At 61.5% G+C, this 23,708-nt stretch carries 25 protein-coding genes (1 of these 25 running past the window's edge); 9 read left to right on the top strand and 16 right to left on the bottom strand.

The window, feature by feature from the left end; genetic code table 11:
- Nucleotides 1-1,439: the 5' portion of an aminopeptidase P family protein gene (locus HU736_RS01665; protein WP_186698850.1), read on the bottom strand. The gene continues 370 nt to the left of window position 1, outside the view; the window shows 1,439 of its 1,809 coding nt (coding positions 1-1,439); its start codon is at nt 1,437-1,439; its stop codon lies off the left edge, out of view.
- A 97-nt stretch (nt 1,440-1,536) separates the two neighbouring features.
- Entirely contained in the window at nt 1,537-1,878 is a 342-nt protein-coding gene (locus tag HU736_RS01660; protein ID WP_225912955.1) for an antibiotic biosynthesis monooxygenase, read from the bottom strand.
- A gap of 122 nt (nt 1,879-2,000) precedes the next feature.
- On the opposite strand from HU736_RS01660, the gene soxR reads away from it, so the two are divergent.
- Together soxR and HU736_RS01650 are read left to right on the top strand one after the other, a co-directional pair.
- Nucleotides 2,001-2,474 carry a redox-sensitive transcriptional activator SoxR gene (gene soxR, locus HU736_RS01655; RefSeq protein ID WP_186698848.1) on the top strand — a complete coding sequence of 158 codons (474 nt, stop codon included), beginning with the start codon at nt 2,001-2,003 and terminating at the stop codon, nt 2,472-2,474.
- A gap of 75 nt (nt 2,475-2,549) precedes the next feature.
- Complete coding sequence (locus HU736_RS01650) at nt 2,550-3,107, top strand: cysteine hydrolase family protein (RefSeq protein WP_186698846.1); 558 nt, start codon at nt 2,550-2,552, stop codon at nt 3,105-3,107.
- Between the two features lie 3 nt (nt 3,108-3,110).
- Here HU736_RS01650 and HU736_RS01645 read toward each other — a convergent pair whose 3' ends face one another.
- Nucleotides 3,111-3,674, bottom strand: coding sequence for a helix-turn-helix domain-containing protein (locus HU736_RS01645; protein ID WP_103438735.1), 564 nt, complete (start codon nt 3,672-3,674; stop codon nt 3,111-3,113).
- Between the two features lie 81 nt (nt 3,675-3,755).
- On the opposite strand from HU736_RS01645, the gene HU736_RS01640 reads away from it, so the two are divergent.
- The 7 genes from HU736_RS01640 (at nt 3,756) to HU736_RS01610 (ending at nt 10,908) form a co-directional block, all read left to right on the top strand.
- The gene (locus tag HU736_RS01640) at nt 3,756-4,700 is read left to right on the top strand and encodes a DMT family transporter (RefSeq protein ID WP_186698844.1); all 945 of its coding nucleotides are present in this window, start codon (nt 3,756-3,758) and stop codon (nt 4,698-4,700) included.
- Nucleotides 4,701-4,850: 150 nt separating this feature from the next.
- Entirely contained in the window at nt 4,851-7,766 is a 2,916-nt protein-coding gene (locus HU736_RS01635; protein WP_103436805.1) for a monovalent cation/H+ antiporter subunit A, read from the top strand.
- Nucleotides 7,766-8,110, top strand: coding sequence for a Na+/H+ antiporter subunit C (locus HU736_RS01630; RefSeq protein WP_043213881.1), 345 nt, complete (start codon nt 7,766-7,768; stop codon nt 8,108-8,110). The genes HU736_RS01635 and HU736_RS01630 overlap by 1 nt, the downstream gene beginning before the upstream one ends.
- A complete protein-coding gene (locus HU736_RS01625) occupies nt 8,107-9,786 on the top strand; it encodes a monovalent cation/H+ antiporter subunit D (RefSeq protein ID WP_186698841.1) in 1,680 nt (559 codons plus the stop codon). Before HU736_RS01630 ends, HU736_RS01625 begins: the two co-directional genes overlap by 4 nt.
- Nucleotides 9,783-10,271, top strand: coding sequence for a Na+/H+ antiporter subunit E (locus HU736_RS01620; protein WP_186698839.1), 489 nt, complete (start codon nt 9,783-9,785; stop codon nt 10,269-10,271). Before HU736_RS01625 ends, HU736_RS01620 begins: the two co-directional genes overlap by 4 nt.
- Nucleotides 10,268-10,546, top strand: coding sequence for a K+/H+ antiporter subunit F (locus HU736_RS01615; protein ID WP_101318314.1), 279 nt, complete (start codon nt 10,268-10,270; stop codon nt 10,544-10,546). The genes HU736_RS01620 and HU736_RS01615 overlap by 4 nt, the downstream gene beginning before the upstream one ends.
- Nucleotides 10,543-10,908, top strand: a complete 366-nt coding sequence (locus HU736_RS01610; protein WP_103436802.1) for a Na+/H+ antiporter subunit G — start codon at nt 10,543-10,545, stop codon at nt 10,906-10,908. Before HU736_RS01615 ends, HU736_RS01610 begins: the two co-directional genes overlap by 4 nt.
- 24 nt (nt 10,909-10,932) lie before the next feature.
- Here the strand turns inward: HU736_RS01610 and HU736_RS01605 are convergent, their stop codons facing one another.
- The 13 genes from HU736_RS01605 to HU736_RS01545 all read right to left on the bottom strand — a co-directional run bounded on the left by HU736_RS01605 (nt 10,933) and on the right by HU736_RS01545 (nt 23,649).
- Nucleotides 10,933-11,142: a hypothetical protein gene (locus HU736_RS01605; RefSeq protein ID WP_103436801.1), complete on the bottom strand. Its 210-nt coding sequence runs from the start codon at nt 11,140-11,142 to the stop codon at nt 10,933-10,935.
- Nucleotides 11,139-11,606: a hypothetical protein gene (locus HU736_RS01600; protein ID WP_150569657.1), complete on the bottom strand. Its 468-nt coding sequence runs from the start codon at nt 11,604-11,606 to the stop codon at nt 11,139-11,141. The genes HU736_RS01605 and HU736_RS01600 overlap by 4 nt, the downstream gene beginning before the upstream one ends.
- A gap of 508 nt (nt 11,607-12,114) precedes the next feature.
- Complete coding sequence (locus HU736_RS01595; RefSeq protein WP_103436799.1) at nt 12,115-12,309, bottom strand: hypothetical protein; 195 nt, start codon at nt 12,307-12,309, stop codon at nt 12,115-12,117.
- Nucleotides 12,310-12,425: 116 nt separating this feature from the next.
- Nucleotides 12,426-13,652 carry a methyl-accepting chemotaxis protein gene (locus HU736_RS01590; protein WP_437180453.1) on the bottom strand — a complete coding sequence of 409 codons (1,227 nt, stop codon included), beginning with the start codon at nt 13,650-13,652 and terminating at the stop codon, nt 12,426-12,428.
- Between the two features lie 577 nt (nt 13,653-14,229).
- On the bottom strand, nt 14,230-14,634 hold the full coding sequence (locus HU736_RS01585; protein WP_101318304.1) for a TraR/DksA family transcriptional regulator: 405 nt from the start codon (nt 14,632-14,634) through the stop codon (nt 14,230-14,232).
- A 207-nt stretch (nt 14,635-14,841) separates the two neighbouring features.
- On the bottom strand, nt 14,842-16,509 hold the full coding sequence (locus HU736_RS01580) for a PAS domain-containing hybrid sensor histidine kinase/response regulator (RefSeq protein ID WP_103436797.1): 1,668 nt from the start codon (nt 16,507-16,509) through the stop codon (nt 14,842-14,844).
- Nucleotides 16,493-17,656 (bottom strand): alcohol dehydrogenase-like regulatory protein ErcA, encoded by a 1,164-nt coding sequence (ercA, locus tag HU736_RS01575; RefSeq protein WP_186698836.1) that lies wholly within the window; start codon nt 17,654-17,656, stop codon nt 16,493-16,495. The genes HU736_RS01580 and ercA overlap by 17 nt, the downstream gene beginning before the upstream one ends.
- Before the next feature lie 127 nt (nt 17,657-17,783).
- A complete protein-coding gene (gene pqqA / locus HU736_RS01570) occupies nt 17,784-17,855 on the bottom strand; it encodes a pyrroloquinoline quinone precursor peptide PqqA (protein WP_009394664.1) in 72 nt (23 codons plus the stop codon).
- Nucleotides 17,856-18,042: 187 nt separating this feature from the next.
- Nucleotides 18,043-19,563, bottom strand: a complete 1,521-nt coding sequence (exaC, locus tag HU736_RS01565; protein WP_103436795.1) for an acetaldehyde dehydrogenase ExaC — start codon at nt 19,561-19,563, stop codon at nt 18,043-18,045.
- 189 nt (nt 19,564-19,752) lie between these two features.
- A complete protein-coding gene (locus HU736_RS01560; RefSeq protein WP_101318296.1) occupies nt 19,753-20,526 on the bottom strand; it encodes an enoyl-CoA hydratase in 774 nt (257 codons plus the stop codon).
- A gap of 13 nt (nt 20,527-20,539) precedes the next feature.
- Complete coding sequence (locus tag HU736_RS01555; RefSeq protein ID WP_103436794.1) at nt 20,540-21,667, bottom strand: acyl-CoA dehydrogenase; 1,128 nt, start codon at nt 21,665-21,667, stop codon at nt 20,540-20,542.
- A gap of 8 nt (nt 21,668-21,675) precedes the next feature.
- Nucleotides 21,676-22,869 (bottom strand): acetyl-CoA C-acyltransferase, encoded by a 1,194-nt coding sequence (locus HU736_RS01550; protein ID WP_186698833.1) that lies wholly within the window; start codon nt 22,867-22,869, stop codon nt 21,676-21,678.
- Between the two features lie 12 nt (nt 22,870-22,881).
- The gene (locus tag HU736_RS01545; RefSeq protein ID WP_186698831.1) at nt 22,882-23,649 is read right to left on the bottom strand and encodes an SDR family NAD(P)-dependent oxidoreductase; all 768 of its coding nucleotides are present in this window, start codon (nt 23,647-23,649) and stop codon (nt 22,882-22,884) included.
- Between the last annotated feature and the right edge of the window lie 59 nt (nt 23,650-23,708).

Genomic DNA, 23,708 nt, shown 5'->3' with positions numbered 1-23,708 from the left:
CCGACGCCGTGGCCAGTGCCATGACCGTAATCGACCTGATCAGCCCAGAGCGGCGCCCGCGCAATTGCATCCAGCAACGGAGACAAGATGCCACGCGGGAAACTCGCTCGCGACAACGCGATCATGCCTTTGAGCACGCGAGTGCAATCCTCACGCTGTGCCCGAGTCGGCTGACCTACCGGGACCATCCGGGTAATGTCGGTGGTGCCGCCCAGGTACTGGCCGCCCGAATCGATCAACAGCAGCCCGTCGCCCTCGATTACCGAATGGGACTGCTCGGTAGCACGGTAGTGCGGCATGGCGCCATTGGCATTGAAAGCGGCAATGGTCGAGAAGCTCAGTGAAACATAGCCAGGTCGCTGCGCTCGCGCTGCAGTCAGGCGCTCGTCGATGGTCAACTCGGTAATCTGTTGCTTGCCAAGGCTGGCCTCGAACCAGGCAAAAAATTCGCAGAGCGCCGCCCCGTCCTGCTCCATGACCTGACGAACATGCGCCAGTTCAGCATCGCTCTTGCGCGACTTGCTCAACGACGTCGGGTTGATCTGCTCGAGCAGCTTCACCTGAGCCCCGAGCCGACCAACCAGGCCACAGGTAACCCGAGCCGGATCGATCAACACAGTGCTGCCACCCGTAATCGAGGCGAGCACGCGCCCTGCCTGGTGGTAGTCCTGCAACTCGACACCGTCGGCCGTCAGCGCCTGACGCAGTTGAGCATCGACTTTGTTCAGGTCGACGAACAGCACCGCCTGCTGCTGGCCAATCCATGCAAATGCGACAAACACCGGGTTATAGGAAACATCACTGCCACGCAGATTGAACAACCAGGCGATATCATCCAGAGTGGCAATGAAATGCCAATCGGCACCTTTGCTGCTCAAGGTGCTGCGCAGCGCGGCCAGTTTTTCCGCTCGGGTGGCTGTGGCCTGGGGTGGCAAGTGCTCGTAGATTGGAGCAGCCGGCAGCGCCGGGCGTGTCCCCCAGACTTGACCAAGCAAATCCGTGTCAGTCACCAACCGTATTCCGTTGGCTTGCAAACTCTGCTGAAGTTGCCGAGACGCGGTCAAGGACAGCACAGCGCCGTCAACGGCAACCGTCGCCTGCGGCTGGAGATTGCTGCCGAGCCAATCGAACGGGCCCGCACTACCTGGCATCAGCTTCATTAATTCTATGCCGCTGCCGGCGAGTTCGTTTGCAGCCTGCTCCCAGTAACGGCTGTCTACCCACAACCCAGCGAAGTCCGCCAGCACCACCAATGTACCCACCGAACCATGAAAACCAGACAGCCACTGACGACCCTGCCAGTGGCCCGGCAGGTACTCGGACAGGTGCGGGTCTGCCGATGGCACCAACAGCGCGTCCACGCCTTCGCTGGCCATGACCTCGCGCGCACGGGCGAGACGCGTCGGCACGTTCTGCTGCAACTGGGACTGGCTATTCATGTCATGCACACTCCTGCGATAGCGACTTCATCGGCGATCAAGCCGTTGATAATGGAGCAGCCTCCCGTCACTCGCAATCGGCATAGGTAACAGATGATTAGCGTTGGCTATCAGCGACCGCGCCAACCTCACAATGCAGGCCGCCATCATTACCGCGTACCAGACTGCGCAAAACTTGGTACGCGGCGAAGTTGACACTTCTGGCCTGATGCTGCTGAAGCAGCTCGAGGAATGGCTCATCAGTAAAAAAGCCGCAGGCCGCTTGCCACTGTTCACGGGTCTGCCACTGCAAATGTTGCAGGACCCGACTGCCGTCATCGCTGGCTTGAACGCTTACCCTCAGCAACGCCGGCCAGCGCGTGGCCAGTTGCTCACTGCGCAACACCAGCGCGTTGGCCAGAGCAGCCTGACGGCTAGCCGGCACTTCATATTCGATCATTTGGGTAAAACATAGGGAATGCATCGCAGCGGCCACAGGCTATCTCCTTTATGCAGTAGTTGCAGTCATCATGGCCGGCAGGGTAAAACCTCGAGTTAAGTCAAGGTCAAGGATTAATTAGCATGCCTGCCTCCCCTACTACGGAAGCCGAGCGCCAGCTCAGCGTTGGCCAATTGGCCAGCCGCAGCGGTGTCGCGGTTACCGCCCTGCACTTCTACGAAACCAAGGGGTTGATCCAAAGCAGCCGCAACGCCGGCAATCAACGCCGCTACCCGCGTGCGATGCTGCGCCGGGTGGCGGTGATCAAGATGGCCCAGCGTCTGGGCATCCCGCTAGCCACCATCGCCAAAGCGCTATCCAGCCTGCCGCTGGGCCATACCCCGAATGCAGCTGACTGGCAGCGCCTGTCGGCCGGGTGGCGAGACGATCTCAGCCAGCGCATCGAAGAGTTGACTCTACTGCGCGACCAACTGGACGGCTGCATAGGCTGCGGTTGCATGTCGCTGAAGGAGTGCCCGCTGCGCAACAATCACGATCATCTGGCGCTTGCCGGCCCTGGGCCGCATCCGTCAGAGCCGCTAACAACATTGCTGTAAGTTTCCGTATCGCACATGCCAGGCAATTCGCATCTATAACTAGTGTTCAACCTGACACCCGCCGCAGGAGGCAGCATGAGCAAACAGGCACTGATCGTTATCGATATCCAGAAAGACTACTTTCCTGGGGGCAAGTGGTCCCTCGACGGCGCTGATGCGGCCGCCGACAACGCAGCGTTGCTGCTCAATGCAGCGCGCAAGCGCGGCGACCTGATCGTGCATGTTCGCCATGAATTTGCAAGCGCCGACGCGCCATTCTTTGCGCCGGGCTCAGCCGGAGCCGAAATTCACCCCAAGGCTGCTCCCCTCGGTGATGAGCCGGTGCTGCTCAAACAACAGGTCAATGCCTTCCAGGAGACCGGCCTAAAAGAACTGCTTGATGAGCATGCAGTGCAAGCCGTGACGATTGTCGGCAGCATGAGCCACATGTGCATCGATGCGGCCGTTCGCGCTGCCGCCGATTTTGGCTATAGCGTCACGGTCGCCCATGATGCGTGCGCCACACGGGCGCTGGAATTCAATGGCCAGGAACTGCCAGCCGCTCAGGTGCATGCAACCTTAATGGCCTCACTGGCATTCGCTTACGCAACGGTGCAAAACACTGAGGAATGCCTGGCGACCTACCAGCAGTGAGCTTCAGATCACCACATTGCGCACGAACCGCACGGGCAGCTCGCCGTCATTGCGATAGGCATAGCGGCAGTTGCTGGCAAAGATGTGGAACTGCCCCGTCGCCAACTGCTGGGCCTGACCTTCGATAATCAGCGTCAAGCAACCCTCGGCGATGTAGATCTGCTCGCTCCAGCCTTCGGCGTCTGCCTCGCTGGCGTAGGATTCGCCAGGGGCCAGCGTCCACTCCCATAACTCCACCTCGCGCCGCGCCGGGCTACTTCCCAGTAACAAGGCTTTGCTGCCGGGATGCTCACCGGCCCATGCCAGCTCTTCAATACGGCTCGGATCGCGCTGCTCCGGAGCCTGAATCAACTGGCTGAACGCGACTCCCAAGGCCTCGGCGATCAAGTCCAGGGTGGTCAGACTGACGTTCTTCTCGCCGCCTTCGATGGCTACCAGCATGCGCCGACTGACTCCGGAGCGCTCGGCCAGGGCACTCTGGCTGAGACCCGCCGCGCCACGCAATTGGCGAATGTTCTGACTGACGTGCTGAAGCACGGAAGCGCGGTGCGTTGAGGTTTTGTGCACTATATTGCTCATCGGTATGCCTTGCGCAGTATACTGCCCACTTTGCGGCGATTGTGCGCCGCCACTGTCGAGCGTGCAACCATGAGCCAAGCCCCCAGTCAGTCCAAGACCACTGTCAGTTTCCGCCTGAGCAAGGCAGAGCTGGTGCTGGTGTTCATTACCATGCTGTGGGGCGGCACTTTTCTCATCGTGCACAACGTCATGAGCGTCAGCGGCCCGATGTTCTTTGTTGGCCTGCGCTTCGCTGCGGCAGCCGTGTTCGTGGGCATGGTTTCAGCAAGAGCGTTGGCGGGCCTGACCATGCTCGAACTCAAAGCCGGCGTTTTGATTGGCATCACCATCATGCTCGGTTACGGTTTGCAGACTATGGGCTTGCAGACGATCAACAGCAGCCAGTCGGCATTCATCACCGCGCTCTACGTACCGTTCGTACCACTATTGCAGTGGCTGGTGCTGGGCAGACGCCCCGGTTTGATGCCAAGCATCGGCATTTGCCTGGCATTTGTCGGTCTGATGCTGCTCGCCGGCCCCAGCAGCGCGGGCTTGCACTTCAGTGAAGGCGAACTGCTGACCTTGGTCAGCGCCGTGGCAATCGCCGCAGAGATCATTCTGATCAGCCGCTATGCCGGCCAGGTCGATGTACGCAGGGTGACAGTGGTGCAATTGGCCACTGCCTCGCTGCTGTCATTTGCGATGATCCTGCCGACCAGGGAATCATTGCCTGATTTTTCCTGGCTACTGCTGGCCAGCGCCCTCGGCCTGGGCCTGATGAGCGCAATCATTCAGGTGGCCATGAACTGGGCGCAAAAATCGGTATCGCCCACTCGCGCAACCCTGATCTATGCGGGCGAACCGGTGTGGGCAGGCGTAGTCGGGCGCCTCGCCGGCGAGCGTCTGCCCGGGATGGCCTTGCTTGGCGGTTTGCTGATCGTGATCGCCGTGGTCGTCAGTGAACTGAAGATCCGCCGCAGAGACCATTCTCAGCACGCAAATAACGCGCCAGTCGACGGCGAAACCAGCCAGTAATCGAGAAAAGAACAGCTATGCTTTGTAAAAAGCTGTTATAAAAAAACTGCTTGTCACACCCCATTTGTAGGATTCTGGCACAGCTTGCGTGTTGGTGATCAACCGTTCGGCACGTATTATCCTTACCAAACTCCTCCAGATTAGGTCGCTATGTCATTGATAGTGCTATTGCTTCTGCCCTTCGTTGGCAGTTGCCTGGCGGCCGTCCTGCCGCACAACGCTAGGAACGCCGAGTCGATTCTCGCCGGGCTGGTGGCCCTCATCGGCACGGTTCAGGTAGCGCTGCTCTACCCTCAGATCGCCCACGGCGGAGTAATCCGCGAGGAGTTTCTGTGGCTGCCAAGCCTGGGTTTGAACCTGGTGCTGCGCATGGACGGCTTTGCCTGGCTGTTCTCTCTGCTGGTACTGGGCATAGGCGCGCTGGTGTCGCTATATGCGCGCTACTACATGTCGCCGCAAGACCCGGTGCCGCGCTTCTTCGCGTTCTTCCTGGCGTTCATGGGCGCAATGCTCGGGCTGGTGATTTCCGGCAATCTGATCCAGCTGGTGTTCTTCTGGGAACTGACCAGTCTGTTCTCGTTCCTGCTGATCGGTTACTGGCACCACCGCGCTGATGCACGCCGCGGCGCTTATATGGCGCTTATGGTGACCGGCGCCGGGGGCCTGTGCCTGCTAGTGGGTGCCCTGCTGCTCGGCCATGTTGTCGGCAGCTATGATCTGGACAAAGTGCTCGCTGCCGGCGAAACCGTGCGCCAGCATGCGCTGTATCCGGTATTGCTGCCGCTGATCCTTATTGGCGCGCTGAGCAAGAGTGCGCAGTTTCCATTCCAGTTCTGGCTGCCCCACGCCATGGCGGCGCCGACTCCGGTTTCGGCGTATCTGCACTCGGCAACCATGGTCAAGGCAGGCGTGTTCCTCATGGCTCGGCTGTGGCCAACTCTGGCTGGCACCGAGGAATGGTTCTGGATTGTCGGCGGCGCGGGTGCCATTACCCTGGTTCTGGGCGCCTTCGCAGCGATGTTTCAAAATGACCTCAAGGGCCTGCTTGCCTACTCGACCATCAGTCACCTGGGCCTGATCACCTTGCTGCTCGGCCTGAACAGCCCGCTGGCGGCGGTCGCAGCAGTGTTCCACATTCTCAACCACGCGACCTTCAAGGCGTCGCTGTTCATGGCGGCGGGCATCATCGACCACGAGAGCGGAACGCGCGATATCCGCCGTCTCAGCGGGTTGATGCGGCTGATCCCTTACACCGCGACCCTGGCCATGGTTGCCAGTGCGTCGATGGCCGGGGTGCCGTTGATGAACGGCTTCTTGTCCAAGGAAATGTTCTTCGCCGAAACGGTGTTCATTTCCTCTACCGCCTGGGTTGAAGCCACGCTGCCAGTCATCGCCACCCTGGCGGGCACCTTCAGCGTTGCCTACGCCCTGCGCTTTACCGTAGACGTATTTTTCGGCCCACCTGCCCAGGACCTGCCGCATACCCCCCACGAACCACCGCGCTGGATGCGGGCACCGGTCGAGCTGCTGGTGCTGACCTGCCTGGTGGTGGGGATCTTCCCGGCCCAATCGGTCGGCCCCCTGCTCGCCGCAGCGGCGCTGCCGGTGGTCGGGGGCACGCTGCCCGAGTACAGCCTGGCCATCTGGCACGGCTGGAATGCGCCACTGATCATGAGCTTGGTGGCCATGTGCGGTGGCGTGGTGCTGTACCTGCTGTTGCGCAAGCAACTGCGCCTGGGCAGGTTCCCGTATCCGCCACTGATCGAACGCTTCAATGGCAAGCGCCTGTTCGAACATGGGCTGGTCCGGTTGATGCTGATCGCGCGTCATGTGGAGGCAGCGCTGACCACCCGACGCTTGCAGAAACAACTGTTCATGCTCGTGCTGGCGGCGTTTATCGCTGGCCTGACGCCGCTGCTGTATAGCGGCCTGAGCTGGGGTGATCGACCCAAGATACCTGGCTCCGGGGTGTTCGTAGCCTTGTGGCTGATTGCTATTGCCTGCGCCATCGGGGCTGCCTGGCAGGCCAAATATCATCGTCTGGCGGCACTGACCATGGTCAGCGTCTGCGGCCTGATGACCTGCATCACCTTCGTCTGGTTCTCCGCCCCCGACCTGGCCCTGACTCAGTTGGCGGTTGAAGTCGTTACCACGGTACTGATCCTGCTCGGTCTGCGCTGGCTGCCACGCCGTATCGAAGGTGTCTCACCTCTGCCTGGCAGTCTGGAACGAGCGCGCTTGCGCCGCCTGCGTGACCTGCTGTTGGCCGTGTTGGTCGGTGGCGGAATGGCTCTGCTGTCCTACTCGATGCTGACCCGGCCTACGCCCAACGATATCTCCTCGTTCTACTTGAGCCGTGCACTACCCCAAGGCGGCGGGACCAATGTGGTCAACGTGATGCTGGTGGACTTCCGCGGCTTCGATACCCTCGGCGAGATCACCGTGCTGGTTGCCGTGGCGCTGACCGTATTCGCCCTGCTGCGCCGCTTCCGCCCACCCAAGGAAAGCATGCAACTGCCGGCGCAGCAGCGCCAGCTGGCCCCGGATGTGGTTACCGACCTGATCAATCCGCGGCATGCCACCGACACGGCAATGGGCTTCATGATGGTGCCTGCGGCGTTGGTGCGACTATTGCTGCCGGTGGCCCTGATGGTGTCGATGTACCTGTTCATGCGCGGCCACAACCAACCGGGGGGTGGCTTCGTCGCCGGCCTGGTAATGTCGGTGGCATTCATCCTGCAGTACATGGTGGCGGGCACCCAATGGGTGGAGGCGCAGATGAGCCTGCGGCCGCTGCGCTGGATGGGTACTGGCCTGCTCTGCGCAACGCTTACCGGCGCTGGCGCGATGCTGCTGGGTTATCCGTTCCTGACCACCCATACCGCGCACCTGCACCTGCCATTGCTGGGTGACGTGCACGTGGCCAGTGCACTGTTCTTCGACATCGGCGTGTACAGCGTGGTGGTAGGTTCGACCTTGCTGATTCTGACGGCCTTGGCCCACCAATCAGTGCGCGCCTATCGCCCAGGCAGCGCACAGAAATCCAGCCAGACAGGAGCCGCCTGATGGAAGAAGTCATTGCAGTAGCCATCGGTGTCTTGGCCGCGTCCGGGGTCTGGCTGATCCTGCGGCCACGTACCTATCAGGTGATCATGGGGCTGTGCCTGCTGTCCTACGGGGTCAATCTGTTCATCTTCAGCATGGGCAGCCTGTTCATCGGCAAAGAGCCGATCATCAAGGAAGGCGTGACGCAAGACTTGCTGCACTACACAGACCCATTGCCACAAGCATTGGTGTTGACCGCGATCGTCATCAGCTTTGCCATGACCGCGTTGTTCCTGGTTGTGCTGCTGGCCTCGCGCGGGCTGACCGGCACTGACCACGTCGATGGCCGGGAGCGTGAAGAATGAGCTGGATGAATCAATTGATCGTCGCACCAATCCTGTTGCCGCTGGTGACAGCGGCGATAATGTTGCTGCTGGGTGAGAAACATCGCCGGATCAAGGCCCACCTCAACCTGCTGTCGAGCATCATCGGCCTGGCGATTGCGCTGACTCTGCTGAACTGGGTGCGCAGCCAAGGCCAGGCCGAGTCGATCGGTGTCTATTTGCCCGGTAACTGGTCAGCCCCGTTTGGCATCGTGCTGGTGGTCGACCACCTCTCGGCATTGATGCTGAGCCTGACCGGCGTGATCGGCGTCAGCGCCCTGCTGTTCGCCCGGGCGCGCTGGGACGGCGCCGGGGCGAGTTTTCATGCGTTGTTCCAGATCCAGCTGATGGGCCTGTACGGCGCATTCCTCACCGCCGACCTGTTCAACCTGTTCGTGTTCTTCGAGGTGCTGCTGGCAGCGTCGTATGGCCTGCTCCTGCACGGCTCAGGTCGGGCTCGAGTCAAAGCCGGCTTGCACTACATCGCCATCAACCTGTTCGCCTCTTCGCTGTTTCTGGTCGGTGCAGCCCTGCTCTATGGCGTCACCGGCACACTGAACATGGCCGACCTGGCCTTGAAGATCCCGCTGGTACCTGAGGCTGATCGTGGCCTGCTGCACGCCGGCGCAGCCATTCTGGCGATGGCGTTCCTGGCCAAGGCAGGGATCTGGCCGCTGAATTTCTGGCTGGTACCGGCCTACTCCTCGGCAAGCGCACCGGTTGCCGCGCTATTCGCAATCATGACCAAAGTCGGCCTGTACGCCGTGCTGCGACTGTGGACGTTGCTGTTTTCCGGGCAAGCCGGCGCGTCGGCGCACTTTGGCGGCGAATGGCTGGTGTACGGCGGCCTGGCAACCCTGGCGGTCGCCGCCGTGTCGATTCTGGCCGCACAGCGCCTGGAGCGCATGGCAGCGCTAAGCATTCTGGTTTCAGCCGGCACCTTGATGGCAGCGATAGGTTTCGGCCAGCCAATTCTGACCGGCAGCGCGCTGTTCTACCTGGTCAGCTCGACCCTGGCCCTGTGCGCGTTGTTCCTGCTGGCGGAATTGATCGAGCGCTCGCGCTCGGCCAACGAGACGCCGCTGGATGATGACGAAGGCCTGTCGCCGCCTCTGCTGGAGTCTCTGCATCCACCCAAGGGCATCAACCTGGACGATCAGCAGAAGGCGGTAATCGGTCAGATCATTCCGTGGACCATGGCATTCCTGGGTTTGAGCTTTATTGCCTGCGCGCTGTTGATCATCGGCATGCCGCCGCTGTCGGGCTTTATCGGCAAGCTGAGCCTGATCAGCGCGCTGTTCAACCCGTTGGGCTTGGGCGTTGCGCCGGAGCAGCCACTGTCGGCGGCCGGCTGGTGCCTGGTCGCGTTATTGGTGCTTTCCGGCATGGCGTCACTGATCGCCTTTGGCCGGGTTGGCATCCAGCGCTTTTGGAAGCCTGAAGAGCGCCCTTCGCCGCTGCTGCGCCGCTATGAGTGCCTGCCGATCGCGATTCTGCTCGGCCTGTGCCTGTTCCTAAGCGTCAGGGCCGAACCGCTGCTGCGCTATACCCAGGACACCGCTGCAAGCCTGCAGGCACCGCAAGCCTACATCGAGGCAGTCATGAGCTCGATGCCAATTCCTGGCCCAACCTCCTTCAACACCGAGGTGCAGCCATGAACCGTCTGTTACCCGCTCCGCTACTGTCCATTGCGCTGTTCGCGTTGTGGCTGTTGCTGAATCTCTCGGTAAGCCCAGGCAATCTTCTGCTTGGCGCCTTGCTGGCGATCCTCGCGCCTATCCTGCTGGCCCCACTGCGCCCGCAACATGCGCACGTGAAACGGCCGTGGGTGGTTGCCAAACTGATCGGCCGTATTGGCCTGGATGTCATCACCTCCAACCTGCAAGTTGCCCGCAGCGTACTTTCGGCAAAGCGCCGGCCGCCACGATCGGCGTTCGTCCACATTCCACTGGCACTGCACGATGTACACGGCCTGGCCGCTCTGTCGATGATCACTACGGTGGTGCCCGGCACGGTCTGGTCTGAACTTGCCCTGGACCGCAGCATGCTGCTGCTGCACGTGTTCGATCTGCGTGATGAGGCGCAGTTCATCGAACATTTCAAGCACACCTATGAACGCCCGCTGATGGAGATATTCGAATGACAGGCCTGCTCGCCAACGCCATTCTCGCCAGCTTGTTCATCTTCACCATCGCCATGGCGCTGGCCTTGGTCAGGTTGTTCCGCGGCCCTTCCGCTCAGGACCGGGTCCTGGCGCTGGATTACCTGTACATCCTGGCCATGTTGATGATGCTCGTACTGGGCATTCGCTATGCCAGCGATACCTATTTCGAAGGCGCACTGCTGATTGCCTTGTTCGGCTTCGTCGGCTCATTCGCCCTGGCCAAATTCCTCCTGCGCGGTGAGGTAATAGAATGACCGAAGCTCTGCAACTGCCGTTCTGGCTCGAACTCACGACCGCAGCATTACTGCTGATAGGCAGCCTGTTCGCGCTGATTGGTGCAATCGGCCTGGTGCGGCTGAAAGACTACTTCCAACGCATGCACCCGCCTGCACTGGCTTCAACTATCGGCACCTGGTGCGTGAGCCTGGCATCGATCCTGTATTTTTCATGGTTAAAGCAGGGGCCAATCGTGCATGCCTTGCTGATCCCGATTCTGCTGTCGATAACCGTGCCGGTTACCACCTTGCTACTGGCCCGTGCAGCGCTGTTTCGTAAACGTGCGGCAGGCGAAGACGTACCTGCTGAAATCAGCGGCGGCAATAGCCAGGGCAATTGAGATACCCGCCAAGCCAGCCTGGGCTTAGCGATTCAAGCGCTGCAGTTCGCGCCGGACCATTGCAGCCAAGGGCGCGGGCGTAATCTCATACAACTGGCCGGCAACCCAACTCAGCCAGGCGCTGCCCATCACTGCGTGCTGGGCCAGCAGCCGCTCGGCATGCGCCTGCGCTTGTGATTTGAACTGGCGGTGAAACTCCGCCCGTCCCTGGGCAGACAAGCTATCGTCACTCACTCGCTGGCCTTGAATGTGGTCAGCTCGCCTTTGCGCCACTTGGCGACTTTGCCGGTCACAGCCTTGAGCAGCTTGCCCAGGCCTTCCTGCACTTGTTGCTGGGCGGCAAAGACCAACATCACGCCCTGGCCGTTACGAAACACGATGCCCTCACCTTCCGCCACTTTGACGAAGGCATAGTCGCCGCCGTAGATATTCAGCTTGATCTCGCGAAAACGCAGCTCCAGCTTGCCACCTTCGCGACTGGGCAGAACTGCGGCGCGGAAGTGATCGCCTACCTTCAGCTCAAGCCGCTGTTTGTCATCCACCACCAATGAGCTGTCGGTGTCGATTTCGGCCATGTACAAACCGTCGGGGCTTTGCTCGGTGACATAAACGAAACGCCCGTGAAACAACTGGGCCAACTTGCCACGCAAGTCGCCCAATGCAAATAACGCATGGGTATCAAGAGTACTGACTGCCAATCTCAAATCCTCAAACAGGGTTACAAGCGCCACACCCGAATTGATCGGCGGCGCAGCCATTTCAGATCGCTGCTGAAAGACTAATGAAATAGAGCACGAGCGGCCCGTACATAAAGACTACACAGCAGGCAGGATTTTTAACCCCGCCGTGCCAGCCAGATCCGCACATCACATTTCGGCAATTTTCCCACAACGCAGGCGTAAATGCTGACTTCAACACTGCCGGTAGACATGCAATAGATAGCGACAGGTCCCAGGCCTGACGGCCCAAGGCAACCCTCTGCGCGCTACACGGGAGAAATATGCACGAAAATACTGAAATCCGTCGAGGCCCAAGCGACATTTATTGCCTGTCCAGCGCTACAGACCGACCCAGATTTCGGGTAGTGGCTGCCGGCATCGCCTTTTTTCACGTAACCGACAGCACTACCGGCCGGGTAAGAGGTTTTCGGCGCCGGCACAGCGATGCGTGTGAACTGGCGCGCTTTCTGGAGAGCTGAAAAGGCTTTCAGGCTGCCTGTGTTCGGCCGAGCTGGGCCTGCCAGGCAGCTTGGCATTCCAGCGCCTCACGGCGACTGGCAAACGCGGTACCACGACGTTCGCCATTCACCAGCACGACCCAGCAGACCCGCAGGCCACGCGCCTGCAATGCTGCCGGCACACCGGAGCCGATCATCACTGCGACATCGATCTGGCTATTCATCATCCCCTCCGGAATTTAATTAGCAACCTAACGATGCAGCCATGATACGCATCAACCGAAACTACAAACAGCGCGGACTGGTACATCTGTATTGCATCAGCGGCAATAAACTCCGCTCAGTTCAGACCAGGCTCGGGCTTGTAGCCCAGACGCAGGCCGCCCCAGTGCCTACCGTTGATGAACAGCGGCACCGACAGGTCATGCATGAGTTCACCGGTATCACGGCTGTAGGTTTGCAACAGCAACCGCTGCTGATGGTTGCCACAGCGGATACCGGTGCGGTCGTCGAACTTGCGCTTGCTGCGGTTGTGCGCGGTGTCATGCAGCGGGTCGCCGGTCAAGGGCAGGTTGAACGCCGCGTTGTGCGTTGGTACGTAGCCCTCGCCAGTGCAGGCAATCGCGTAGACCAGCCCCTCATGCTGGGCCAGCAGCGGCTCCTGCAATTGGGGCAGCACCGTATCGGTGTACTGGTCAAAGCGGGTGGTAAAGCGCGGCGGCTGCATGCTCGGGATGGGTTGGTAGCGCCGATCGAACAGCGCCTCTTCGCTAATCAGACCTTGCTCGATATCCTGCTCAAAGCGGGCAGAGATACTTCGCGCGCCCTGCTCGGCAAGCGCAAAAATGCGCTGGTGATAGTCATCCAGGCCAACTTCGGCCAGCCGTTCGCTAAGCGCCTCCGCTTGTCGTTCCATGTGCACCGCTGCCTGGGCAAGACTGCGCGTTTGCCCATCGCTGAGCTCCAGATCAGTGCGCACCTGCCCAACCGCCTGGAACAGGTTATCCAGTTGTTGCTGGTTGATCTGGGTGCCCTCGGCGATCTCGTCAACCTGCAGCTCCACAGAGGCCGCCAGCTTGGCGATCAAGGTCAATTGCTCGCCTGTTTGCTCGACCTGAACCAGGTCAGCACTCAAATCCCCGGCCAGACTACGAATCTGCTCGACCACCTCAGCGGTGCGGGCCTGAATATCGGCGACCATCGCGCCCACTTCGCCGGTAGCGGCTGCGGTTCGCCCGGCCAGGCCGCGCACTTCATCGGCAACCACTGCAAAGCCACGCCCGTGCTCGCCTGCCCTGGCCGCCTCGATCGCCGCGTTAAGCGCGAGCAGGTTGGTCTGGCTGGCGATGGCCTGGATCACCAAGGTGACCCGAGCGATATCTTCGCTGCGCTGGTGCAGGGCTTCGATCAACTCGCGGCTGGCCGTGGCCCGGGCGCTTAACTGGTGCATGCGCTGGATCGACTCGGCCAGTACCTGCTGCCCTGCCGCGCTGCTGGAATGTGCTGAACGGGCCGCCTGCAACGCCTGCTGGCTGAGCTGAGCGGTCGCCTTCTCGGTACCGATCATGATCTGTGCACTGTCAACGATCTGATCGGCGGCGCCCAGCTGTGACTGCAACCGAGTGGCCAACTGTTGTACCGAAAAAGCCATGGAAGCGGCAGACAAGGCGTTACGGCTGGTGCTGCGCGCCAAGGTTTGGGTCAGCTCATGGTGCGCCGGTGCAGACGGCTCGGCGTTTCCTGGCTGGGCTGCCTTGCGTCGCCAGCCCGGTAACCAGAGCACCAACAATGCCAGCGGCAGGGCCAGATAGAACGCCAACTGAGCAAACGCCATGGCGGCCAGCACGGCAGCCAGCGCTGCCCCCTGCAACACGGCAATTCCTGGCAGTACCGGGCGTTTTGCGGGTTGCGGCATGTCACAGGTGGGCACAGATCCGTCACGCATCATGTTGAGGGTCCATCCGCTAGAGCATTATTGTCCCCCATTAAACGCCACTATAAAGCCACTATCTATACTTCCTTCGGCTTAACGAGCACAGACTTGATGCAGAGCAACCATCAAGGCGTCCCGCAAACAAAGTAGCGCCGAACAAATGCAAAAAGCCCCAGGGATCGCTCCGTGGGGCCATGCATGCTGCGATCGATCAGATCTGGCGCTGGTGGCGACCGATCTGTTCGTGGCGCTCTTGCGCTTCGATGCAGTACTTGGTGGTCGGGCTGATCAGCAGACGCTGCAGGCCAATCGCCTCACCGCTGTCTTCGCACCAGCCAAAATCACCGTCGCCAATACGGCCGAGGGCCATCTCCAGCTGCGGCAGCAGGCGCTGATCGCGCTCGATACCGTTGACCAGCCAGTGACGCTCTTCCTCGACCGACGCCACGTCGGCAGGATCCGAAGGGGTATCCAGGCTCTCGATGGTAATGCGGCTCTGTTCGATGCGCTCGTGGGTTTCTACCTTCATCGCTTGCAGCAGCTGGGTGAAGAACTCCAGCTGAGCAGCGTTCATGTAGTCATCGGCCGACATGGCCAGCAACTGTTCCTTGGTCATCGATTTCTCTACGAAAAAATGTGCATTGGGCGATTCGGGTGTCGCTCAGGCCGGTGCCTGCGCAACAGAATTCTTCAAGCGCCAACCGGCACTCTTTTACAGGGGGCGGCAGTCTAAGGCGCCAAGGCGCAACGGGCAACAGGGATTACCGGGCAATTGTCTGAAATGATGTACAAGGACCACTAGCATCCCCTGCTCCAGCCACAGTCACTGTGCCAGCAATTGGCTGAGCACAGCACGCAGCTTGCCTGGCTTGACCGGTTTGTTCAGCAGCGGTGCCTTCAGCCGCTGCATGGCCCGCCGGCTCTGCTCGCTGCGATCAGCCGTAATCATCACTGCCGGAATCGTGCAGGCGAAGTGCGCCCTGAGGTCGCGAACAACATGGCAGCCCGTCAGGCCTTGATCAAGGTGAAAATCCGCCAGCACCAGTTCCGGTGGCCGCCCCTGCAGGACTTGCAGCGATTCATGCAGATCCCCTGCGGTCAACACCTCGCAGCCCCACTGGCCGAGCAGTGCCGCCATGCTCTGACGGATACTCAGCTCGTTGTCCAGCACCAGCAGGCGCCGCCCAGGCAAAGGGTCGCCGACACTGGCCTGCGTAATCGGCAGGCTCGCCGGCGCCGGCTCCTGACTGGAGATCGGCACCTCGATACTGAACACCGAACCGCGGTCCGGCCAGGAACGTACGCCGATCTTGCACTCAAGGATACGTGCGATCCGCTCGACGATTGCCAGCCCCAGCCCGACACCTTTGCGGTCGGCAGCCCGGCCGACATCCAGCTGGTTGAATTCGAGAAAGATTGACTGCAAGCGCTCGGCAGCGATGCCACGGCCGCTGTCCCAGACTTCGATGCTGAGCTTGTCGCCGCGCCGCCGCCAGCCCAGCAGCACCCGCCCCTGCTCGGTGTAACGGCAGGCATTGCTGAGAAAGTTGCGCAGTATCCGCGTCAGCAGGCGCAAATCGGTGCGTATCACCGGCGGACCACCACGCACCCGCAGCGACAGCCCGGCAGCCTCGGCAACCGGCTGAAACTCCGACTCCAGCGGTAACAGCAGATCATCGAGCCGATAACAGTCGAAATCGGGCTGGATGGTCGCGTGATCCAGTCGGGAGATATCCAGCAGGTCGCTGAGCAAGTCTTCAGCGCCTTCCAATGCCTGGTGCGCACGTTCGACCAGCAGGCCTTCAGCTGCGGCCAGGTCGCGTTCGCGCAGGGTCGAAATCAACAACCTGGCGGCATTCAACGGCTGCAGCAAATCGTGGCTGGCCGCAGCAAGGTACTTGTCCTTGCTCAAGTTGGCAGCCTGCGCGGCGTCGCGCGCCTCGATCAGCTCATTGGTGCGCTCGGCAACCCGCTGCTCAAGCTGGTCATTGAGCTGCTGCAGGCGCGCCTGAGCCTGCTTGCGTTCGGTGATATCCGCCACGAAACCTTCGACCACGCCGGGTTCGTCCGGACGCGACAGCAGGTTCATCAGCACATCGACGCTGCTGCCATCACGGCGGCGCAGGCGGGTCTCATAGGCCAGCAAAGCGCGCTCGCGCTGGAGGGTGGCGACGATCTCGGCCAACTCATCGGTGCCCCGATCGAACAGCAAGCTGGCCAGATCGCTGCGCGAGAACAGCAACGCCTGCGCGTGGTCGTAGCCGAGCATGCGCGCCAGCGCCGGATTGGCTGCGCGCATGCCGTCTTCCAGGCTGGCCTGAAAGATGCCGTGCACGGCGTGTTCGAACAGCCAGGTGTAGCGATTGCGCTCCGCCTCGAGCTCTTCCAGGCGCACCGCCAGCTCAGGGTAGTGGCTCTTGCGCACCGTGTGGTTGGACAACCCCAATAATCCGGCCAGGGCATCGGCGCCAGGCTCAGAGGGCCTCGCCATAGACCACCTCGACATCTCGCAGGCTCGAGCTGCGCGGGTTGGTCAGAATGCACGGGTCGCCCATCGCGTGGCGCGACAGGAACGGGATATCGCTGCTACCGACGCCATGCAGGCCAAGGGTTTCGTGGAAGCCCACCGCATGCTTCAAGGCGATCAGGTGATCGACCAGACGCTTGCGCACCTGTTCATGATTGAGCCCACGACAATCAATCCCCAGCGTCTGCGCAATCACCTTGAAGCGCTCTGGCGCCGCACTGTAATTGAACGCCACCACATGCTCGACCAGCACCGCATTGCATAACCCATGGGGGAGGTCGAGAAAACCGCCAAGGCTGTGCGACATGGCGTGCACGGCGCCAAGAATGGCATTGGAAAACGCCAGACCCGCCTGCATGCTGCCGAGCATGACCTTTTCGCGCAGGACAATATCGTTGGGGCTGGCGATCATCTGCACCAGATTGCCGTTGATCAGGCGCATCGCCTCCAGCGCATGCGGGTCGGTCAGCGGGCCATGGCCGGTCGACACGAACGCCTCGATGGCATGCACCAGGGCGTCAATGCCGGTGCAGGCAGATAAAAACGGGTCCATGCTCAGGGTTGTTTCCGGATCGATCAACGACACGTCTGGCACCACGGCCTTGCTGACGATGGAAAACTTCATCCGTTGCTGCTGGTTGGAAATAATCACGAACTGCGACACATCCGCTGAGGTGCCTGCTGTTGTAGGGATCAAAATAAGCGGCGGGCTCGGCACGCGAATGGTGTCGACCCCTTCGAATTCGAGGATATGCCGGCCATGGGCGACGACGATGCCGATGCCCTTGGCGCAGTCCATCGGGCTGCCGCCACCGACGGCGACGATCACGTCGCACTGTTCGCTGCGGTAGCGCTCGGCGCCGGCCATGACTTCTTCAACACGAGGATTGGGCGAGACATCGGTATGCAGGCAGTAGTCGATACCCTGCCCCTGAAGACTGGCCTCGACGTCGGCGACCCAGCCGGCAGCCAGCACGCCGGGGTCACTGACCAGCAGTACCTTGCGCGCGCCGAAGGTGCGCGCATAGTTGGCAACGTGATGCCTGCAGCCGGCACCAAAAATGATTTCCGGGGAAACGAACTTGCGCAACTGGCTCGGATTCGCGCTCATGCAACGCCTATTGTTCTTTTGAGGGTGAAGCTCAGCCTAAAGCATCCTGAAGGGTTTGCAATCGGATCGGCGCGCCCTCGCAGCGGCCTGCTATCGCGGAAAGGGCCGCGTAGCGGCCCCAGAAGATTCAGCGGTTGGCGAAATACATCGTGACTTCAAAACCAATACGCAGATCAGTGAACGCGGGCTTTTTCCACATGGGTTCATCCTCTTCTGGCACCACAGGATTGCGGTGCGTCTATTGATACACCGTTTCCGGTGTAATGCCATTGCTACTTTGGAACCATTAGTTACGGGATCTTCGTTACTTGGGGGCGCTTCGCACCCCTTTCCGACCGGTCCGGCGCCCCGGCAAGGCCGCTACAGAACTCGTTATTGCTGCGGATTCAGAAGAACCCGAGCGGGTTGATGTCGTAGCTGACCAGCAGGTTCTTGGTCTGCTGATAATGGTCGAGCATCATCTTGTGCGTTTCGCGGCCCACGCCAGACTTCTTGTAGCCACCGAACGCCGCATGCGCTGGATACAGGTGGTAGCAGTTGGTCCAGACTCGCCCAGCCTTGATCCCGCGGCCCATGCGATAGGCGCGGTTGATATCACGCGTCCAGACCCCGGCGCCCAGGCCGAATTCGGTATCGTTGGCAATTGCCAGCGCCTCGGCCTCATCCTTGAAGGTGGTCACGCTGACTACCGGGCCGAAGATTTCCTCCTGGAACACGCGCATGCCGTTGTGGCCCTTGAGCAGGGTCGGCTGCAGGTAGTACCCGCCAGCCAGATCACCTTCAAGCCGCTCGACCTGACCGCCGGTGAGCAGCTCGGCGCCTTCCTGCTCGGCAACTTCGAGGTAGGTAAGAATGCGGTCGAACTGTTGCTGCGAAGCCTGCGCGCCGACCATGGTCTCGGTGTCGAGCGGGTTGCCACGCTTGATCTTGCGGATCTTCTCCAGCACTACCTGCATGAACTGCGGATAGATCGATTCCTGCACCAGCGCCCGCGATGGGCAGGTGCACACTTCGCCTTGGTTGAAGAACGCCAGCACCAGCCCTTCAGCGGCTTTGTCGATAAAGGCCGGTTCGGCCTGGAGAATATCTTCGAAGAAGATGTTCGGCGACTTGCCACCCAGCTCCACAGTGGACGGAATGATGTTCTCGGCAGCGCACTTCATGATGTGCGAGCCCACCGGAGTAGAGCCGGTAAAGGCGATCTTGGCGATGCGTTTGCTGGTGGCCAGCGCCTCGCCCGCTTCGCGGCCATAGCCGTGGACGATATTGAGCACACCGGCGGGCAGCAGGTCGCCTACCAGCTCTGCAAGCAAGGTGATCGATTGAGGCGTCTGCTCGGCAGGCTTGAGGATTACGCAGTTACCGGCAGCCAGCGCCGGGGCGAGTTTCCAGGCGGCCATCAGCAACGGGAAGTTCCACGGAATGATCTGCCCGACCACCCCCAACGGCTCATGCAGGTGGTAGGCCACGGTGTTCTGGTTGATCTCGGCCGCGCCGCCTTCCTGAGCGCGGATGCACCCGGCGAAGTAGCGGAAATGGTCGGCGGCCAGCGGCACATCGGCGTTGAGCGTTTCGCGGATTGGCTTGCCGTTGTCCCAGCTCTCGGTGATCGCCAGCTGTTCGAGGTGCGCTTCGATGCGGTCGGCGATCTTCAGCAGAATCAAGGCACGGTCCTGTACCGACGTATGCCCCCAGGACTCGGCCACTGCGTGCGCTGCATCCAGTGCAGCGTCGATGTCCTCGGCGCCTGAGCGCGGGAATTCGGCAATCGGCTGGCCATTGACTGGCGAGGTGTTGGTGAAGTACTCGCCCTTGATCGGCGGCACGAACTGACCGTTGATGTAGTTGCCGTAGCGCAGCTTGAACTGCACCAGGGCTCCGGCGGTGCCGGGAGCGGCGTAAATCATGAAAGCCTCGACTGTCCATGGCCCGTCGGCGCGACAGGCAATGAGCCGATACTAGGCAGTGCAAAGGCCTGCTTGAATGATGCGAAGGGCCAAACGCTGTGCTTCCTTGGTCGCAGGTCGGCGGCGGATCATTGGTACTGAGGGGGAGCGGTTGCAGGCATGCGCCCTGCCTGCAACCGCGCGCAGTTTTCAGGCGTCCTTGAACTGCGCCTCGCGCTTGCCGATAAACGCCGCCATGCCTTCTTTCTGGTCGTGAGTCGCAAAGGCTGCATGGAACACCCGACGCTCGAAGCGCACACCTTCGCTGAGGGTGACTTCAAAGGCACGGTTGACGCTCTCCTTGACCATCATGCTGATCGGGATCGACTTGGCGGCGATGCTTGCCGCCACCTTCAAGGCTTCTTCAAGCAACTCGGCCTGAGGGATGACGCGTGCCACCAGCCCTGCGCGCTCGGCTTCCTCGGCGCCCATCAAGCGACCGCTCAGACACAGCTCCATGGCTTTGGCCTTGCCCACGGCGCGGGTCAGGCGTTGGGTGCCGCCCATGCCCGGCAAAACGCCGAGGTTGACTTCTGGCTGACCGAACTTGGCGTTGTCGGCGGCGAGAATGAAGTCGCACATCATCGCCAGCTCACAGCCCCCGCCCAGGGCAAAACCAGACACCGCGGCGATGATCGGCTTGCGCCGGTTGGCGATCCGATCGGACTCGCTGAACAGGTCGTCAAGGTAGATCTGCGGGTAGCTGAGCTCGGCCATTTCCTTGATGTCGGCACCGGCAGCAAAGGCCTTGGCTGAACCGGTGAGGACCACGCAGCCGATCTGTGGGTCTTGCTCCAACTGGTCCAGCGCCTGGTTGATCTCGGCGATGATCTGCGCGTTAAGGGCGTTCAGCGCCTGCGGCCGGTTAAGGGTGATCAGGCCGACCTTGCCATGGATGTCCAGCAGTATGGTTTCGAATGCCATGCAGGTTGCTCCTTCAAAGGTTGCGCGCAATGACCATGCGCTGAATGTCGCTGGTGCCTTCGTAAATCTGGCAGACACGCACGTCGCGGTAGATCCGCTCCAGCGGGAAGTCGCTCAGATAGCCATAACCGCCGAGCGTCTGCAAGGCATCCGAGCAGACCTTTTCGGCCATTTCCGAGGCGAACAGCTTGGCCATCGATGCTTCCTGCAGCGCCGGCCGGCCGGCGTCGCGCAACGCTGCGGCGTGCAAGACCATCTGCCGGGCGACGGCGATACGGGTAGCCATGTCGGCCAGGCGGAAGGCAACGGCCTGATGTTCGATCAGTGGCTTGCCGAAGCTGAGCCGCTCGCGGGCATAGTCTCGCGCCACCTCGAAAGCCGCCCGAGCCATGCCGACCGCTTGCGAGGCAATACCGATGCGGCCGCCCTCGAGGTTGGCCAGGGCAATCTTGTAGCCCTGCCCCTCCTCGCCCAGCCGGTTGGCCAGCGGTATGCGCACATCGTCGAAGACGATCTGGCAAGTGTCGGAGGCATGCTGACCGAGCTTTTCCTCGACCCGAGTGACCTGGTATCCAGGCGCATCGGTAGGCACGATGAACGCACTGATACCACGCTTGCCGGCAGCCGGGTCGGTGACAGCAAACACGATCACCACGCCGGCATTCTGGCCGGACGTAATGAACTGCTTGCTGCCGTTGAGTACATAGTGGTCGCCATCCAGCCGTGCTCTGCTTTTCAGGCTACTGGCGTCAGAGCCGGCCTGCGGTTCGGTCAGGGCAAAAGCGCCCAGCATGGCGCCGCTGGCCAGCGGTTGCAAAAACTGCTGCTTCTGTTGCTCGCTGCCGAACTTCAGGATTGGCACGCAGCCCACCGAGTTGTGCACGCTCATGATCGTCGAGCAGGCGCCATCGCCGGCGGCGATTTCTTCCAGCGCCATGGCGTAGGCGACGTAGCCGGTATCGCTGCCGCCCCATTGCTCGGGCACCAGCATGCCGAACAGACCAAGCTCGGCCATCTCGGCAATCGCCTCACGGGGGAAGCGGTGCTCCTTGTCCCACTGTTCGGCAAACGGTTTGAGCCGTTCCTGGGCGAAATCTCGTACCGCATCGGCGATTTGTTGTTGCTCGTCAGTTACCAGCATGGTTCACCTCAGTAAAGACATTCAACGGCCATCGCAGTCGCTTCGCCACCGCCAATGCAGATCGCCGCCACACCACGGCGCAGGTTGTTCTGGCGCAGAGCCGATAGCAGGGTCACCAGAATCCGCGCGCCAGAGGCACCGATCGGATGGCCGAGCGCGCAGGCGCCGCCGTGGACATTGACCTTGTCATGGGGCAGATCGAGGTGCTGCATCGCCGCCAGGGTAACCACGGCAAAGGCCTCGTTGATCTCGAACAGATCGACCTCGGCCAGGCTCCAGCCAGTGCGTTTGAGCAACTTGTCGATGGCGCCGATCGGTGCGGTGGGGAACAGTGCCGGTGCATCGGCGAACGCTGCATGGCCGTGGATTACCGCCAGCGGGGTGAGGCCGCGTTGCTCTGCCTGCGAGCGACGCATCAGCACCAGTGCCGCCGCGCCATCGGAGATCGAGCTTGAGTTGGCAGCGGTAACGCTGCCGCCCTCGCGAAATGCCGGGCGCAACTGCGGGATCTTGTCCAGACGCGCCTTGGGCGGCTGTTCGTCGTCGCTGATCAGCCGCGTCTGCTTGCCTTCGGTCACTTCAACGGCAACGATTTCAGCAGCGAAACGGCCCTCTTTGATCGCTGTTTGCGCGCGGGTCAGCGAGGCGATGGCGAAGGCATCCTGGGCCTCGCGGCTAAAGCCACCGGCCTGGGCACAGTCTTCGGCGAAGGTGCCCATCAGGCGGCCTTTGTCGTAGGCATCTTCGAGGCCGTCGAGGAACATGTGGTCGAGCATCCGACCATGGCCCATGCGGTAGCCACTGCGGGCCTTGTCCAGCAGGTACGGCGCATTGCTCATGCTCTCCATGCCGCCAGCCACCACTACCTCGGCGCTGCCGGCCAGCAGCAGGTCATGGGCAATGATCGCAGCCTGCATACCTGAACCACACATCTTGTTCAACGTGGTGCAGGTGGTGCTTTTATCCAGGCCTGCGCCCAGCGCTGCTTGGCGGGCCGGGGCCTGGCCGAGGCCAGCCGGCAGCACACAACCAAACAGCAGTTCATCAACGCTGGCCGGGTCTACCCCGGCGCGCTCGACGGCGGCGCGAATGGCCGCGGCACCCAGTTGCGGTGCGGTCAGGCTCTTCAGATCGCCCTGCAAGCCGCCCATGGGCGTGCGCACGGCACTGATAATGACAATTGGATCGTTGGCGAGGGTCATCTGTGCTTCTCCTTAGCGGGCAGCCATGCGCAGGGCGCCGTCGAGGCGGATCACCTCACCGTTGAGCATGCTGTTTTCAATGATATGCAGGGCCAACGCGGCGTACTCTTGGGGGCGACCGAGGCGCGGCGGGAACGGCACGCCGGCGGCCAGCGAGTCGCGCACTTCCTGGGTCATGCCGGCCATCATCGGCGTCTCGAAGATGCCTGGAGCGATGGTCATTACGCGGATACCAAAACGCGCCAGTTCCCGTGCAGCAGGTAAGGTCATGCTGGCCACTGCGCCCTTGGATGCGGCGTAGGCGGCCTGGCCGATCTGACCGTCGTAGGCGGCAACCGAAGCGGTATTGATGATCACCCCGCGCTCGCCATCGGCATCCGCCGCCGTTTCGGCAATCGCCGCAGCGGCCAGGCGCAGCATGTTGAAGCTGCCTATCAGGTTGACGTTGATGACCTTGGCGAAACTGGCCAGGCCATGCGGGCCTTGCTTGCCGAGGATTTTTTCAGCACCGACGATACCGGCGCAGTTGATCAATCCGTGCAGGCTGCCAAAGGCTGCGACAGCTGCAGCCACTGCGGCCTGGGCGGCTTGTTCGTCGCTGATGTCAGCAACCGCGAAATGGGCATTGCCGCCAAGCGCGCTGGCCTTGGCCGCAACGGCCTCGGCATTTAGGTCGACCAGCATGACGCGTGCGCCGGCCCCGATCAGCGCCTGCGCGGTGGTAGCGCCAAGCCCGGAGGCTGCGCCGGTGATGACGAAATGTTTGCCTTGTACTTGCATGAGGAGGTTCCTTGCTGGTGTCGACTGCACGCGGTCCAGGCGGGCTGGGCCGGCAGTAC

The sequence above is a fragment of the Pseudomonas shirazensis genome, from assembly GCF_014268785.2.
Classification (GTDB): Bacteria; Pseudomonadota; Gammaproteobacteria; order Pseudomonadales; family Pseudomonadaceae; genus Aquipseudomonas; species Aquipseudomonas shirazensis.
Note: the sequence above shows the minus strand (reverse complement) of the source record. Positions and strands in the feature narration are given on the sequence as shown.